General features: G+C 71.0%; 13 protein-coding genes. 1 reads left to right on the forward strand and 12 read right to left on the reverse strand.

Features of this window, described 5'->3' with window-relative positions; translation table 11 throughout:
• Nucleotides 1-71: 71 nt before the first annotated feature.
• The 12 genes from ABZW30_RS16390 to ABZW30_RS16445 all read right to left on the reverse strand — a co-directional run bounded on the left by ABZW30_RS16390 (nt 72) and on the right by ABZW30_RS16445 (nt 13,791).
• On the reverse strand, nt 72-1,166 hold the full coding sequence (locus ABZW30_RS16390) for a hypothetical protein (protein WP_355671772.1): 1,095 nt from the start codon (nt 1,164-1,166) through the stop codon (nt 72-74).
• 436 nt (nt 1,167-1,602) lie between these two features.
• Nucleotides 1,603-2,727 carry a hypothetical protein gene (locus ABZW30_RS16395; RefSeq protein ID WP_355671773.1) on the reverse strand — a complete coding sequence of 375 codons (1,125 nt, stop codon included), beginning with the start codon at nt 2,725-2,727 and terminating at the stop codon, nt 1,603-1,605.
• A 357-nt stretch (nt 2,728-3,084) separates the two neighbouring features.
• Nucleotides 3,085-3,615, reverse strand: coding sequence for an SUKH-4 family immunity protein (locus ABZW30_RS16400; RefSeq protein ID WP_355671774.1), 531 nt, complete (start codon nt 3,613-3,615; stop codon nt 3,085-3,087).
• Nucleotides 3,548-4,573: a hypothetical protein gene (locus tag ABZW30_RS16405; protein ID WP_355671775.1), complete on the reverse strand. Its 1,026-nt coding sequence runs from the start codon at nt 4,571-4,573 to the stop codon at nt 3,548-3,550. Before ABZW30_RS16405 ends, ABZW30_RS16400 begins: the two co-directional genes overlap by 68 nt.
• A gap of 122 nt (nt 4,574-4,695) precedes the next feature.
• Complete coding sequence (locus ABZW30_RS16410; protein ID WP_355671776.1) at nt 4,696-5,292, reverse strand: hypothetical protein; 597 nt, start codon at nt 5,290-5,292, stop codon at nt 4,696-4,698.
• 147 nt (nt 5,293-5,439) lie between these two features.
• A complete protein-coding gene (locus ABZW30_RS16415) occupies nt 5,440-6,459 on the reverse strand; it encodes a BadF/BadG/BcrA/BcrD ATPase family protein (RefSeq protein WP_355671777.1) in 1,020 nt (339 codons plus the stop codon).
• A 155-nt stretch (nt 6,460-6,614) separates the two neighbouring features.
• Nucleotides 6,615-7,928 carry a 6-phospho-beta-glucosidase gene (locus tag ABZW30_RS16420; RefSeq protein ID WP_355671778.1) on the reverse strand — a complete coding sequence of 438 codons (1,314 nt, stop codon included), beginning with the start codon at nt 7,926-7,928 and terminating at the stop codon, nt 6,615-6,617.
• The gene (locus ABZW30_RS16425; protein ID WP_355671779.1) at nt 7,928-8,836 is read right to left on the reverse strand and encodes a carbohydrate ABC transporter permease; all 909 of its coding nucleotides are present in this window, start codon (nt 8,834-8,836) and stop codon (nt 7,928-7,930) included. The genes ABZW30_RS16420 and ABZW30_RS16425 overlap by 1 nt, the downstream gene beginning before the upstream one ends.
• A gap of 21 nt (nt 8,837-8,857) precedes the next feature.
• Nucleotides 8,858-9,856, reverse strand: a complete 999-nt coding sequence (locus ABZW30_RS16430; RefSeq protein ID WP_355671780.1) for a sugar ABC transporter permease — start codon at nt 9,854-9,856, stop codon at nt 8,858-8,860.
• A gap of 24 nt (nt 9,857-9,880) precedes the next feature.
• Complete coding sequence (locus tag ABZW30_RS16435) at nt 9,881-11,236, reverse strand: ABC transporter substrate-binding protein (RefSeq protein ID WP_355671781.1); 1,356 nt, start codon at nt 11,234-11,236, stop codon at nt 9,881-9,883.
• Between the two features lie 107 nt (nt 11,237-11,343).
• A complete protein-coding gene (locus ABZW30_RS16440; RefSeq protein ID WP_355671782.1) occupies nt 11,344-12,534 on the reverse strand; it encodes an ROK family transcriptional regulator in 1,191 nt (396 codons plus the stop codon).
• A 195-nt stretch (nt 12,535-12,729) separates the two neighbouring features.
• Nucleotides 12,730-13,791, reverse strand: coding sequence for a mechanosensitive ion channel family protein (locus ABZW30_RS16445; RefSeq protein ID WP_355671813.1), 1,062 nt, complete (start codon nt 13,789-13,791; stop codon nt 12,730-12,732).
• A gap of 587 nt (nt 13,792-14,378) precedes the next feature.
• Here ABZW30_RS16445 and ABZW30_RS16450 point away from each other — a divergent pair.
• On the forward strand, nt 14,379-15,023 hold the full coding sequence (locus ABZW30_RS16450; protein WP_355671783.1) for an HNH endonuclease: 645 nt from the start codon (nt 14,379-14,381) through the stop codon (nt 15,021-15,023).
• Nucleotides 15,024-15,048: the final 25 nt, after the last annotated feature.

Genomic DNA, 15,048 nt, shown 5'->3' on the forward strand with positions numbered 1-15,048 from the left:
GAGCGCCGGGGTGGGCCCGCACAACCCACCTCGGCGCTCTACCCCTGTGTCAGATCGTCATAGGCGATGCCTCAGGGGACGATCGCGTGCGAGATCTGGCAGCCGCTGACCGCGTTCGACCAGGTCGCCTGCATGGCGAAGGAACCGGTCGAGAAGTTCACGTTCTGCGCGCCGCCGGTGCCGCCGGTGCCCTTCCAGGCGCACTTGTCGCCGTTCTCGGCGCCGGAGGAGTCGGTCCAACCCCCCGCCGGGTTCTGGTCGGTGACGGTCTCGGCGTACTCGTGGCCGTACACGATGGTCACGCCGTCCAGGGTGCCGGCGCTGCCGCTGTTGACGTAGTTCTGGCCGCAGGAGGTGCCCATGTCGGTCACATACGGGTCGTTGCTGAACGCCACGTCACCGTACGGGGAGGTGGCCGCACCGCCGGTCAGCGTGGTGTCGCCGTTCCAGTCGTGCCAGGCGCAGAAGTTGCCGGTGGAGGTGTTGAAGCCGTCCGGGTGGGTCCCGGTCGGCGAGAGCACCACGTACTGCGCGTTGCGGTTGGAGGCCGCGGTGGTGTTGCCGAAGTGTCCGGCGGCCTTCACGGCCTCGGCCGCGATCTGGTTGCCGGTGGCCTGGTTCGGGGCGGCGGCCGACTCGTCCACCCAGACGCCGGCCAGCGCGCCGCCGGTCGGGTACCCGACGTGCGGGTTGGTGGACCCGCAGGTGGTGGAGCCCTTGGCGACGCCCTCGCAGTACTGGGTCAGAACGCCGGACCAGAGCTCGTTGTTGGTGCCCAGGCCCTTGTACAGCTGCTGCGCGCGGACGGCCTCGCCCGACGGGTCGCCGGACATCGTCGTGTAGCCGTTGGCGTCGGTGCCCTGGGTGCCCCACTGGGAGCCCCAGATGACCAGGTACACCTTCGGCGCGCCGGTGGTGACACCGATGCCGTCGACCCCGCCGCCGTACTTCAGGTTCGTCGTGCGCTGCGCCGAAGCGGTCTTGGCCGCCTCCTTGGTGGGGACGACGCCGTGCCGGTACGGGTGGCTGTTCCCGGCGAACTCGCTGCTCGGCTGGTCCGCCTGGGCGGCCGGGGCGGCGGCGAAGCCGGTGGCGGCCAGCGCCAGCGCGCTGAGCCCGGTCAGGGCCCGGACTCGCGCCCGGCGGGAGGTGGGGGACATGCCCATCGTGAGGGTTCCTCTCTCATGCCGACCGCACACCGGTAGGGCGCGGCGGCACTGTGGGGGACAAATGGGGTGGAGCAACGACGGTGGCCCGGAGCCACTGGCGGTTCGTCATGAACAGTCAGTGAAGTGGGGACGGGGGACCGGTTCACTGCCGACGGCCGGAAGCAAAGCACCGCCGCCGAAACCGGGTCAACGACGGCGACAGTAAGACGAGCCCCAAGGAAACACCCGGCGAACGTATCGAAAGTCAAAAGGCCCCAGCTGACGGGCCGTTGACACGCGTAGCGCAGCCGTATCTCAACAGTTGAAGGGGCCTTCTACACCGTATGAAGGCAGCCCGAAAACCTGCGCGAACCGCACGCAACCGCCCCCTTCCTCAGCGGGAACACGGTGCCTTACTTTGTCCTACGCCGACCGCCCTCGGAGCTGACCGTCCCTAAGCGTCGAGAGTCTCGAACGAGCCCACGAGATCGATCTGAACGGCCGCAACGCCGTCCGGGCCTGCCACGATGACGACGCCGTCCGAGGAGATCGCCAGGGCCATGGGACTGAACAGCAGCGGAACAGCGATCATCTGCGCGCGTCGTAGGTGCCAGATGTGAAGCCGGAGATCGGACCAGGCTGTCGCCAGGACCGGTCCCACCGCGTCGGTGTCCGACAGCGTCAGCGCCAGAGGGATCGCCTGGCGACGTTCGACGGCGCCCGGCATGGCCTCGCCACTCGTGGAGTCCCAGAGGCGGACCGTGCCGTCGAGTCCTCCGGACACCACCAGGATGGTGGTGACATCGGCCTGGACGGTGAGACAGGCGACGGCCGTCACACCGACCTCGTGAAGGCGGACGGCCTGCGGGGCGGCCGAGTGATCGGTGAGGGACCAGAGGCTCACCAGGCCCTGCACATCACCGACGGCGACCTGGCCCCGGTGCGCGGCTATCGCCGACGCCGCCGCTACGGAGCCGTCGATGGCATGGCGGTTGTGGTGAATCATCAAGCGGTCCGAGGCGGTCGGTACCGGCGCACCGTCGACGAGGCGGGTCGATCGGAGCGTCCCCGAGTCTTCCAGGGTGAGCAGGCAGTCCGGGGAGATCGCGGTCAGACCGGTCGGAACGAAGGGTTCCTGAGCCGGCAGGCGACGGGTTGCCGATCCGTCCGACAGAACTCGTTCGGTACACCGCCCGAGCGCATCCGCCGTGATGATCGTGCCCGCGCCGTTCGAGGACCCGGGGAGCAGCGTCACCGCCGAGACGGCTGCCCCGGGCCGGTGCCACAGGGCGTTCCACCGGCTTCCCCCGGCGAGAGGACGTGCTGCTTCCGCCAGTTCGGCATCGCGTCCCAGCGCGGCGAGGTGGACGACCGAAGCCCGTTCCGGACCGTACAGGTCATCGGAGGAGAGCGCCGGCCCGACTGCGTTCCACACCCCGGACAGCTCTGCGGGCGCAGCGTCGTCCGACAACGCGGCGGTGATCGCCGGGACCGGTCCGTGAGCCAAGTAGCGGGGGTCGCACAGGAGTTCGTAGACGATCCCGGACCTGTACGCGAGGCGGATCGCAGTCTCCCGCACCTCGGTGCTCGCGGCGCGCCAGCCGGCTCCGGTGGGGAACAGGGGGAGTACGGGCGCCGCCGGAGCCGTCCCGGCGGGGGAGGGGCTGGGACTCCTGGTCGAGCTGACGCTCGATGGAGCTCGCGTACCGGCTGAGGGACGCCGATTCATCGGCCACCGTGTGGAAGTACGGCAGGACTTGGAGCGGCAGGACGAGACGGCTGATGTTCTGCAGCGCTTGCCGCTCCGCCGCGAACGGGTCGGTCTGCTCGGCGTCGAACCGGCGGACGCCGGCTTCGCCGAACCGCTGAACGAGGCGGTCGCTGGGCAGCGTCACGTCAAGCCCCTGGATCGTTCGGTGGGTTGTTGCTGGCGGCGTTAACGGTAATCGAGCAGGTGCTGGACGTTTTCGAGGACGAGGTACCAGGTCGAGTCCGGACTGGCCAGGGCCACCGGGTCCACCTCCTCCATGAGGGCTCGGAGCCGGTCCTCGGCATTGCCGATGATGGGGTTGCCTTCTGCCGCCTCGAGGTCGTAGTTGGGTCGTTCCACCTCCAGCGCGTAGAGGAAGTAGGCGAAGGCTCCGATGCTGCTGTTGAGGACGCAGGGCTGGGCGCCGCTCTCGGGAACGCAGTACATCGTGCCGTCTTCGATGTCGAGTGCGAAGCTGTCGAGGCCGATGGCGCCGATCGACATCCAAGTGGACGTGTCCGTACCGAGGCCCGGGTACTTGGCAGCCAACTCTGCCGCACCGGCGGTGCCCACGATGGTCACCGCGCCTTCGTCGGCGAGCGGCCCGTCGAGTTGCAGCCACGTGTCGAACTGGCCGGGGAGGCCGATGTCACGAAGGAATGCCTTGGTCGGCTCGTGCGGAATCACCGCGAGCGCGTCCTCGTCGAGCGTGATCATTTCGTCGGCATCGAAGACGGACTCCATCATGCTGCGATCGATCCGGCTCATATCGGTGTTCCCCTGTCTTCGGTGGAGGGCTCCCCTTCTTGATGCCCTCGATCGTCTTGTCCACGACGGTGTTGGCCGCGTTGGCGATGGCATCCTTGCCGCGGGTCCGGTTCTGGTGCTGACGGGCCTTGTGGAGTTTTCCCGCGGTGTGCTCGTTGAAATGCGCGGAGGCTTGGGAAAATGCGCCGTCGAGTTCCGTGTACGAGTTCAGGTTGACCTGGATCTGGCCGGGTGCGGGGCCGTCGGGGTTCCCGCCGCCACCGGCCGAGTTGAGCTGCATCGATGAGGCCCCGGCGGCTGCGGTCTGCTTGAGGTCGACTCCGTGCTGGAGGTCCAGGGCGTTGGCCCCGAGTTGTACGACGAGGTCACCCGCCATCGCGCCGAGGGCGTCCTCGAGCGGCCCCAGGACCGTGGCGGTCATGTGGTCCACGACCGCCCGTTCCACCTCCTTGAGGATGCGCTTGACTGCGGCACGGCAGACCTGCCGCCCAGCGACGCCTTCCAGCGCGGAGAGGCCCAGGGTGATCGGTGCCGCCGCTATCGCCGCTGTGATCTCGGCTGCCAAGATGCCGAGTTGGGCGATGGCCGCGAGCTTGGCGCCCTCGATGAGCACGGCGATGGCGTCCAGGCCGTCGGCGGCCAGGCGTCCGATCTCCGCCAACTTCTTGAGGTGTTTGTCCTTGACCTTGCGCCAGTGGGCTTCCATCGCTTCGACGGCCGGCCCCTCGTGGGCCCCCACCATCTTCACGATGGCGTTGTGGAGATCCCCGGTGCCGTTCTCGAGGCTGTGGGAGAACTCGCGCAGCTCCTTGGCCATGTGGCGGTAGTCGTCCTCATCGACGTTCGGCCAGGAGACGCCGATCAGGTTCAGAGCTGTGTTCAGGTAGGTCGGCAGTACAACGCCCATTCGGTTCCCCCCGGAACTGCAACCTAACGGACAGTAATTATCTGATTGTATGACACTGGACTGACTGCTGGTCCTTGCCTCTGCCCTGCCGGATCAGCTGGTTCGGAAAGCTGCTTGCCGGGCTAAGACCCCGACCCCTCGATCTCCGAGATCCGCATGATCCGCCCGTGTGAGTCGAGCACCACGTCGTAGGCGTTGCCGTAGCAGGCGTACGGGTCTGCCGGGTCGCGGTCGGCGAGGCAGTCGTCGAGGTGGGTGACCAGCTCGTCCAGCTGAACGGGCTTCGCCGCGTCCTCGTGCGGGCGGTCGACCAGCATCGCGGTCACGCCGGACGCCGCGAAGCCGTAGTGGACGGGCGTGCCGGTGGCCTCGTAGTGGGGCGGGCTGCAGGTGTAGCGGGCGGGCTGGGCGGTGATGTCGCCCGGGTCGGCGGAGACGATGACCAGCACCTGGTGGCCGGGCGGCCGGCTGGGTGCCGGGCACGGGTCGCTGATGGCGGAGGCGGCGACGGTGCCCGCGACGGGGGAATCGGCGGCCGCGTCGTCGGCGAGGTCGTCATCGTCGTCCAGCAGGTCGTCGGCCCCGTCGTCGGCGAGGGCCGCGGCGGAGGAGGCCGCGGTCACCGTCGGGCGGGAGTCGGCGGGGGTGCAGCCGGTGAGGCAGACCAGCGCGGTGCCGGTCAGCACGGCGGCGGCGAGGAGGATGCGGGGCGCGGCCATGGCACAAGTCTCCCCGGGCGGCGGCGATGGTCTGCACCCGGGTATACGACCGGCGCGCGGTGAACGGTTCCCGCCCCCGCCGGACGTGCGGATCCGGCGGGGGCGGGAAGTCTCGGGGAGGCGGCGCGGTCGACGACCGGGAAGGTCTCAGGCCGCGACCGGCCGCTGTGCCTCGTACGCCTCGCGCACCCGCGCCTGGGCCTTCGGGTCCCCGCCCAGGCGGTCGAGCCCGAGCAGCGCCGCGCCCAGGACGGGCGGCGCGACGACCACCCGCGGCTCGGCGAGCGGCGCGGCCTCGGCCAGACGGGCCGTGAGGTTGTCGAGCAGCAGCGGCTGTCGGGAGGCGAGCACCCCGCCGCCGAGCACCACCGGGGTGGGCGCGTCCAGCAGGTCCAGCCGTCTCAACGCGACGACGGCCAGCCGGACGATCTCGTCCGCCTGCCGGTCGATCAGCTTCAGGGCGGTGGCGTCCCCCTCGCCCGCGACCGCGAACAGCAGCCGGACGATCTCGTGCAGCCGGGTGCTCGGCAGGTGCCCGAGGTGGACGGCCTCGGCGACGGCCCCGGCGCTGGGCAGGCCGAAGTGTTCGGCGATGGCCCGGGCCAGCGCGGTCGGCCCGCCGCGCCCGTCCTCCGAGCGGACGGCGTGCCACATGCTGGTGATGGCGAGGCCGAAGCCGCCGCCCCAGTCGCCGGTGAGCTCGCCGAGGGCGGGGAAGCGGGCGGTGCGCCCGTCCGGCAGCAGGCCGACGCAGTTGATCCCGGCGCCGCAGACCACGGCGACCCCGCGCGGGCCGTCGGTGCCGGCCCGCAGCAGGCCGAAGGTGTCGTTGACGACGGTGTTGCCGGCGCCCCAGGGGTGCGATTCGAGGGCGGTGCGCAGTGCCTCCTCCTCGACCGGGAGGTCGGCGTTGGCCAGGCAGGCGCTGACGTGGCTGGTGAGCGGGCCGTGCCAGGAGGGGTGGCCGGCCGCCGCGGCGGCCTCCTCGACCAGCGGGGCGAGGCCGGCGACGGCTGCGGCGCCGCCGATCTTCTGGGGTGCGAAGCCGCCGCCGCGGGCGGTGCCCAGGACGGTGCCGTCTGCGCCGATCAGGGCGACGTCGGTCTTGGAGTTGCCCGCGTCGATGGCGAGTACACCGGGCAGGAGTGGTGCGGACTGGTGGGTCATCGGGTCCCCGCGGCTCGTACGTGGCCCGGCCGTGAGCCCCGGCCGGGGTGCCCGGCCGTCAACCCCGGCCGGGGATGGTCGATCTCCTCGCGGTGCCCGGCCCGCGATCCGTGACGATCCGTGACGATCCGTGGCGGGCCGGGCACCGGCCCGGATCAGGCCCAGGCGAGGTGCTCGCGGTTGTGGGCGAGCAGCAGGTCCGTGAGCCGGTCGGCGAGTTCGATCCGGCCGACCAGCGGGTGGGCGAGCAGGGCGTCGAAGACCCGGTCGCGGCCGCCGCGCAGGGCGGCGTCGAGCGCGAGGTGCTCGTACGCGGTGACGGCGGCGATCAGCCCGGCGAACAGCGGCTCGACGGGCCGCTGCGGCAGCGGCCGCACGCCGGCGGCGTCCACCTCGGCCGGGACCTCGATGACGGCGTCGTCCGGCAGGAACGGCAGCACGCCGTCGTTGCGGGTGTTCACCACCTGCACGGAGGTCCCGCCGCCGGTGCCCAGCAGCGGGCCGATGAGCTGGACGGCCGCCTCCGAGTAGAACGCCCCGCCGCGTTTGCCGAGCAGCTCGGGCTTGGTGTCCAGACCGGGGTCGGCGTACAGCTCCAGCAGCCGCCGCTCGATCTCGGCGACCTGCGCGGCCCGCGAGCCCTGCGCCTTGAGCTCCTCGACCACCGCGTCGTGCCGGTAGAAGTACCGCAGGTAGTACGAGGGCACCACGCCGAGCCGCTGCACGAAGGCCTGCGGCAGGTGGAGGTCGTCCGCGATCTCCTCGCCGAAGTCCTGCAGCAGTGCGGGCAGCACCTCCAGCCCGGTGGCGGAACCGGGCGCGTCGAGCAGGGTGACCCCGCGCTCCCAGGTCAGGTGGTTGAGCCCGACGTGGTCCAGCCGGACCAGCTCCGGGTCCACCCCCAGGTGCGCCGCGAACTTGCGCTGGAAGCCGATCGCGACGTTGCACAGCCCGACGGCCTTGTGGCCGGCGTTCTGCAGGGCCCGGGTGACGATGCCGACCGGGTTGGTGAAGTCGACGATCCAGGCGTCCGGGTTGGTGCGGCGGACCTGCTCGGCGATGTCCAGCACGACCGGGACGGTGCGCAGCGCCTTGGCGAGCCCGCCCGCGCCGGTGGTCTCCTGGCCGACGCAGCCCCACTCCAGCGGCCAGGTCTCGTCCTGGTTGCGCGCCGCCTGCCCGCCGACCCGCAGCTGGAGCAGGACGGCGTCGGCGTCCGCGACCCCCGCCGTCAGGTCCGTCGTCACGGTGACGACCGCGTCGTGCCCCTGCTTGGCGAAGATCCGCCGGGCCAGGCCGCCGATCAGCTCCAGCCGCTCGGCGGCCGGGTCGATCAGCACCAGCTCGCCGATCGGCAGGGTGTCGCGCAGCCGGGCGAAGCCGTCGATCAGCTCCGGGGTGTACGTCGAGCCGCCGCCGACGACGGCCAGCTTGAGCGGGGAACTGCCGGACGTGAGTGTGGCGGACATCAGCCCTTGACCCCTGTCAGTGTCACGCCTTCGATGAAGGCCTTCTGCGCGAAGAAGAAGAGGACGATCACCGGCGCCATCACCATCAGGGTGGCGGCCATGGTGAGGTTCCAGTTGGTGTGGTGGGCGGCCTTGAACGACTCCAGGCCGTAACTGAGCGTCCAGGCCTCGTGGTTGTCGCTGGCGTAGATCTGCGGGCCGAAGTAGTCGTTCCAGCAGTAGAAGAACTGGAACAGGGCGACGGCGGCGATGGCCGGCTTGGCCATCGGCAGGACCACCCGCAGCAGGGTGCGCAGGTCGCCGCAGCCGTCGATCCGGGCGGCCTCGATGTACTCCTTGGGGATGGTCATCAGGAACTGGCGCAGCAGGAAGATCGAGAACGCGTCGCCGAAGGCCATCGGGATGATCAGCGGCCAGAGCGAGCCGCCCATGCCCATCTGCTTGGCCCAGAACAGGTACATCGGGATGACGGTGACCTGCGGCGGCAGCATCATCATCGCGATGACCGCCATCAGTGCCAGATTGCGGCCGCGGAAGCGGAACTTGGCGAGCGCGTAGGCGACCGGCAGGCTGGAGACGACGGTCAGCAGGGTGCCGGCGCCGGCGTACACCAGGGTGTTGCGCCACCAGGTGAGGAAGCCGGGGGTGTCCCACACCTTGCCGTAGTTGCCCCACTCCCAGTGGGTGGGCCAGTAGTCGGTGGTGAGCGCCTGCCGGTCGTCCATCACCGAGGTGAGGAAGACGAAGACGAAGGGCAGCAGGAAGAACAGCGCGGCCGCGACGGCCAGCGAGTGCACGGCCACCCAGTCGAGCACGGCGCGGCGCCGGGCCGCCCGGGCGGCGGGGCCGTCGGCCCGGGCGGCGCCGGCCGGGGAGGGCGCCTCGGTGAGCGTGGAGCTGAGAGTCATGGTGGGGTCCTCAGGGGTCCGCTAGTCGTCGCTCGCCATGAAGCCGGAGCGGCGGCGGAGCAGGATCGAGGTGACGGCCATCGAGATGGCGAACAGCACCAGGGCGACGACGCAGGCCGCGCCGTAGTCGAAGCGCTGGAAACCGAGGTTGTAGACCATCTGCGGCAGGGTCCAGGTGGAGCCCTGCGGGAAGCCCGGCTCGAACTGCTGGCCGGAGTTGCCGGCGATGCCGCTGGCGACCTTCCCGGCGACGATCGCCTGGGTGTAGTACTGCATGGTCTGGATGACCCCGGTGACCACCGCGAACATGATGATCGGCGAGATGTTCGGCAGCGTGACGTACCGGAACCTCTGGAACGGGCCGGCGCCGTCCAGCTCGGCCGCCTCGTACTGCTCCGCGGGGACGTCCAGCAGCGAGGCCATGAAGATGACCATCAGGTCTCCGACGCCCCACATGGCGAGCATGGTGAGCGCCGGCTTGGACCAGTCCGGGTCGGCGAACCAGCCGGGCTGCGGCAGGCCGACCTCGCCGAGCAGGTGGTTGAGCGGCCCGGTGCCCGGGTTGAGCAGGAAGGCGAAGGCGACGGTGGCGGCCACCGGCGGGGCCAGGTAGGGCAGGTAGAAGACCGTCCGGAAGAAGCCGACGCCGGTCTTGATCTTGGTGATCAGCAGCCCGACGCCGAGGCCGAAGGCGACCCGCAGGGTCACCATGACGACGACCAGCCACAGGGTGTTGCGCAGGCCCTGCCAGAAGGTCGGCAGCTCGTTGAAGACGTAGTCCCAGTTCTTCAGCCCGTTGAAGCCGGGCGCGCCGAAGCCGTTGTACCGGGTGAAGGAGAAGTAGACGGTCGAGACCAGCGGGTAGATGAAGAAGACGCTGAACCCGATCAGCCAGGGCGAGAGGAAGGCCAGGGTGCGGGCCGCCTCCCGGCGGCGCTTCCGGCGCAGCAGGTGCTGCGTGGAGGACGCCGCCCGGTCGGTGGCTCCAGCGCCCTTGCGGGTGCCGAACGCGAGTGACATGGGGAGCTCCGTGGACCGTTCCCGCTACTTCGCCTGGGCGATGTCGGTGTCGATCTGCTTGGCCGTGGCGGCCAGGCCGGCCCGCAGGTCGGCCTGCTTGCCGGACTCGTAGTCGAAGCCGAGGTTCTGCAGCGAGAGGATGTAGCCGCCGCCGTTGACGCTGGCCGGGGTGGTGCCCGAGTGCGGGTTCTTGGCGACGTCCAGGAAGGTCTTGAAGTTGGGGTCGCTGATCAGCTTCGGCGAGTTGAGCGCGTCGAAGGTGCTGGGCACGTTGTGGATCGCGTTGGCGAAGCCGACCACCGCGTCGGTGTCGGTGGTCAGGAACTTGACCAGCTCCCAGGCCGCGGCCTGCTTCTTGCTGGTGCCGGCGATGCCGACGATGGTGCCGGTCTGGTAGCCGCGGCCGTAGGTGTCCGCCTGGTCGTCCGGGACGGGGAACGGCGCGGTGGCCCAGTCGAAGTCGGGCTTGTTCTCGGCGAGCGAGGCGGTGCGCCACTCGCCGTCGATGGCCATCGCGACCTGGCCGGTGTGGAAGGGGTTCTTCGCGCTGAACTCCTCGCCGAAGGTGGCGCGGAACTTGTCCAGCTTGGCGTAGCCGCCGAGCTGGTCGACCATGCCCTTCTGCCAGTCGAGCATCGCGGCGACCTTCGGGTCGGCGGCGATGTTCGACTTGCCGTCGGCGCCGAAGTAGGCGGCGCCGTACTGGCCGAGGAAGTGCTCGACGGTGGACTCGTAGCCGTGGTACAGCGGCATGAAGCCGAGCTGCTTGTACGAGTCGCCGTCGGGAAAAGTCAACTTCTTGGCGTCGTCGGCGAATTCGCTGAAGGTCTTGGGCGGGTTCGCGATGCCGGCCGCGGCGAAGGCCTTCTTGTTGTAGTACAGCCCGTAGGCGTCGCCGAGCAGCGGCAGCGAGCACTGGTCGCCCTGGAACCGGGTGTAGTCGAGCATCGCGGCCGGGAAGGTCTTGGCCGGGTCTGTGCCGCTCTTCTGCAGCAGGGGCTTGAGGTCGATGAAGGCCTTGGTCGAGCAGAACATGCCGACGTTGTTGGTGGTGAAGGAGGACACCACGTCCGGTGCGTCGTCGCCACCGGCCCGCAGGGCCTGGTTGACCTTGTCGTCCGCGATGTTGCCCACGGTCTTGACGTGGATGTCGGGGTGGGCCTTCTCGAAGGCGGCGATGTTGTCGTTGATCGCCTTCACCTCGTTGTCCTGGCTCCAGCCGTGCCAGAAGGTGATGGTGACGTCCTTGCCGCCGGCCGAGGCGTCGGTGCCGCCCGCGTCGTTGGAACCGGTGCAGGCGGTGGCGAGCAGGGCCAGCACGGCGCTGCCGGCGACGGCGGCGATCGTGCGGCGGCCTCTGCGGGAGGTGGTGGCGTGCACTTCGGGGTCCTCCTGGGGGTGCGCGGGCAGGCGTCATCGCCTCGGGTCCCGCGTAGGGGGTTGGGGAGAGGTGGCGCGGGCGGGAGCGTCGGGTGGCAGGGGGAGCGTCAGTGGGTGGAGAAGACCGCCTCGCGGGCGTCGGCGAGGGCGCGTTGCAGGGCACCGAGCAGAACGGGTGAGCCGGGCAGGGCACTGCTGCGGACTTCCGGCCGGGCGAGGCAGATCCGGGCCAGCTCGTCCTCGACGAGTGCGCGCAGGCGTTTCCCGCCCGCGCTCGGCACCGCGCCGGAGAGGACCACCAGCTGGGGGTCGACCACGGCGACGATCACGGCCAGCCCGACGGCGAGCCGCCCGGCCAGCTCGGTGAGGAAGGTGTCGCCGGCACCCGGGGTGGCCAGGGCCTTGGCGATCGACTCCTCCGCGCTGGGCGCGCCGAGGCCGTGCTCACGGGCCAGTGCCCGGACGGCGGGTGCGCCGACCAGGGCCTGGAAGCCGCCGAACTTGCGCCAGCGGGCGTCCCACTCGACCGGCGAGCCGGGCACCGGCATGTAGCCGACCTCCCCGGCGCCGCCGGTGAAGCCGCGGTGCAGCCGCCCGGCGATCACGATCGCGGCGCCGGTGCCCGCCCCGGCCCAGAGCAGGACGAAGTCCTCGGAGCCCGCCGCCGCGCCGGAGGCCTGCTCGGCGACGGCGGCCAGGTTCACGTCGTTCTCGATCGACACCGGCGCGCCGATCGCCTCGGAGAGCTCCTCGACCAGCCGCGGCGAGTGCCAGCCCGGCAGGTGGGAGGCGTAGCGCAGCTTGCCGGTGACCGGGTCGGGGGCGCCGCCGACGCCGATCGCGACGGTGCGCAGGCTCCCCTCGGCGAGCCCGGCGGCCCGGACCGCCTCGGCGACCGCGGCGGCGACTCTCGGGACGGTCTCGGCGGCCGGGACGCCTCTGGTCGGGACGCTGTGCTCGGTCAGCGTGGTGCCGGTGATGTCGGCGATCGCGACCCGGATCCCGCTGTTGGTGACGTCCAGCCCGGCGACGTACCCGGCGGCCGGATTCACCTGGTACAGCTGCGCGTTGGGACCGGGTCCGCCCTCGGTGGTGCCGACCGGCAGGACCAGCCCGGCCGCCTCCAGGCGGGCCAGCAGCTGGGAGGCGGTGGGCTTGGACAGCCCGGTCAGGGTGCCGATCTGGGTGCGCGAGAGCGGGCCGTTCTCCAGCAGGAGTTCGAGGGCGGCGCGGTCGTTGATGGCGCGCAGGAGGCTCGGGGTGCCGGCGAGGGGGACCTTCGCGGTGCTCTTGGTCATGCCCGGAATCCTCCTCTTTCGGCCGATGAACGGGAACTGTTAGGAAACTTTCCAGTTGCTTGGACAGGACCGTACGGGCCGTGTCGGTGGGGTGTCAATGGTCGGTGGAGCGGAGGATGCCGAAGCGTTACCGGCAAGCGGAAAGCCCCGCCCCCACCGGAGTGGGAGCGGGGCTCGACGGCAGAACGGGAAACGCTACGGCTTGGCGATCGTCAGGTCGTCCGTCGGCGGCTTCGGCAGCGGGATCGGCTCGGCCGCCCGGTAGCGCGGCGAGGTCGGGTCGGACAGCGCCGACGGCGGCGAGGGCTCCGCGATCGCCACCCCGGCGGCCACCGCCGTGGCCTCCTCCTTGACCTTGATCCCGGCCAGGTCGAAGGCCGACTTCAGCCGCTGGCGCAGCGCCCGGGAGACCACCGACGCCTTGCCCGGGGCCGTCCGGGCCTCGACCCGCACCATCACCGAGTCCGCCGCCACCGACTCCACGCCCAGGATCGACACGGGCGCCCAGACCAGCTCGTCGTACGGCGACTCCTTGGCCAGCGACTCGGCCGTCTCCAGGATCAGGTCCTCGACCCGCTGCAGGTCCTCCTTGTACCCGACCTGCACGTCCACCGAGGCGGTCGCCCAGCCCTGGCTCATGTTGGCGATCCGCTTCACCTCGCCGTTGCGGATGTACCAGATCTCGCCGTTCGCCCCGCGCAGCTTGGTCACCCGCAGCCCGACCTCCAGCACCGTGCCGGTGGCCACCCCGGTGTCGACCTCGTCGCCGACGCCGTACTGGTCCTCCATGATCATGAAGACCCCGGAGAGGAAGTCCGTCACCAGGTTGCGGGCGCCGAAACCGATCGCCACACCGGCCACACCGGCACTCGCCAGCAGTGGCGCCAGGTTCACCCCGAGCGCGGAGAGCGCCATCAGCGCCGCCGTGCCCAGGATGCTGAACGAGGCCACGCTGCGCAGCACCGAGCCGATCGCCTCCGACCGCTGCTGGCGCCGCTCCGGGTTCACCACCCCGTGGTTGGCCAGCAGCCCGCCCAGCCGGCTCTCCTCCCGGTGCTCGTGGCTGCGCGCCATCCGCGCGATCAGCTGGGTGATCAGCTTGTTCACCACGGTCCGCAGGACCATCGCCAGCACGACGATGAAGACGATCCGCAGACCGCCCGCCAGCCAGCTCTGCCAGTGGGTGTCGAACCAGCTGGCCGCCTGCTTGGTGGTGTCGGTGACCTCCTGCGTGCTGGTGGGGATGCGCAGGTCCAGTTGCGGCAGCGCCGGCGCGGTGGGGGAGGGGGCCGGCGTCGGGGTGGAGAGCGTCGAGGACGCGTCGGTCAGACCGGTGGCGCCGGAGCGGAACACGTGCGGGGCCTTCCTTGCTGGGGGCGTGACGGGACCGCGCCGCCGCAAGCGGCCCGCGGACCGTTCCTCTTAGCCTATCCGTTACCGAACACCAGCCCCGACACGCCGAGGGCGTACGCACCATCCCGGACGCCCCGTCAACGCCCCGGTGCGCTCCTCCCGCGCACCGACCCCGTGCCACCCGGAACGGTGCCCGAACGGCCGAGACGCCGCCGCCGGACGGCCCACGGCGCTGCTCCGACCGGCTGAGCCGTCCCCCGGGCGGGACACCGGGCCGGGCCTCGGCGGCACCGGGGTGCAACCCAACCTTCCCCAGGGCATACCGGGTATGACAGAGACCACACCCGGAGTTCGCGTCAGGTCCGTTACACAGGAGTGGTGGCGCCGTACAAAGGCGTAAGGCGACACTGGGGGAGATCACGCACTCGTTGTGCGATCCAACCGCTCGTCCCGGCGCGAGCCACGCGCCGCAGGCGTCCAAGGAGGCATCCGTGCCGCATGTCCTGGTCCTCAACGCGTCCTACGAGCCACTCGGCGTCGTATCGATGCGCCGCGCACTCATCCTGGTCCTCAACCACAAGGCGGTCAGCCTGGAGGAATCGGGAGTCACTCTGCACAGCGCCACCAGCGCCCTTCCGGCGCCGTCCGTCGTCCGTCTGACCCGCTTCGTCCGGGTCCCCTTCTGCGGGCCCGTCCCGCTCACCCGCCGGGCGCTGTTCGCCCGGGACCACGGTCGCTGCGTCTACTGCGGGGCCGCCGCCACCAGCGTCGACCACGTCATCCCGCGCAGCCGGGGTGGCCAGCACCGGTGGGACAACGTGGTGGCGGCCTGCCGCCGCTGCAACCACACCAAGGCCGACCGCCACCTCACCGAACTCGGCTGGCGGATGAAGCGCCCGCCCGCACCGCCCAGCGGACTCGCCTGGCGGATCATCGGCACCGGGATCAAGGACCCGCGCTGGCGGCCCTACCTGGAGCCGTACGGCGGCGGCGACCAGTTGCGCGCCCCACAGTGGGGCGAGTACGAGCACCACGACCATACCGAGCCGAACCACTCCGTCCCGATCGGGCGGGCGCACGGCGCCCACCCCGCCCCCGTCCGCCGCGGCGAGCAGCCCGAACCGCTCTCCGCCTGACCGAAGCTCCACAAGGGCCCGCCCG

Origin of the sequence: Kitasatospora sp. NPDC004669 (assembly GCF_040609455.1) — a bacterium.
Classification (GTDB): domain Bacteria; phylum Actinomycetota; class Actinomycetes; order Streptomycetales; family Streptomycetaceae; genus Kitasatospora.

Bases quoted from the DNA above. Each gene is read 5' to 3' on its own strand.
- ABZW30_RS16390 (WP_355671772.1), bottom strand. From the start codon at position 1,166: ATGGGCATGTCCCCCACCTCCCGCCGGGCGCGAGTCCGGGCCCTGACC.
- ABZW30_RS16400 (WP_355671774.1), bottom strand. From the start codon at position 3,615: ATGATCACGCTCGACGAGGACGCGCTCGCGGTGATTCCGCACGAGCCG.
- ABZW30_RS16405 (WP_355671775.1), bottom strand. From the start codon at position 4,573: ATGGGCGTTGTACTGCCGACCTACCTGAACACAGCTCTGAACCTGATC.
- ABZW30_RS16410 (WP_355671776.1), bottom strand. From the start codon at position 5,292: ATGGCCGCGCCCCGCATCCTCCTCGCCGCCGCCGTGCTGACCGGCACC.
- ABZW30_RS16415 (WP_355671777.1), bottom strand. From the start codon at position 6,459: ATGACCCACCAGTCCGCACCACTCCTGCCCGGTGTACTCGCCATCGAC.
- ABZW30_RS16420 (WP_355671778.1), bottom strand. From the start codon at position 7,928: ATGTCCGCCACACTCACGTCCGGCAGTTCCCCGCTCAAGCTGGCCGTC.
- ABZW30_RS16425 (WP_355671779.1), bottom strand. From the start codon at position 8,836: ATGACTCTCAGCTCCACGCTCACCGAGGCGCCCTCCCCGGCCGGCGCC.
- ABZW30_RS16430 (WP_355671780.1), bottom strand. From the start codon at position 9,856: ATGTCACTCGCGTTCGGCACCCGCAAGGGCGCTGGAGCCACCGACCGG.
- ABZW30_RS16440 (WP_355671782.1), bottom strand. From the start codon at position 12,534: ATGACCAAGAGCACCGCGAAGGTCCCCCTCGCCGGCACCCCGAGCCTC.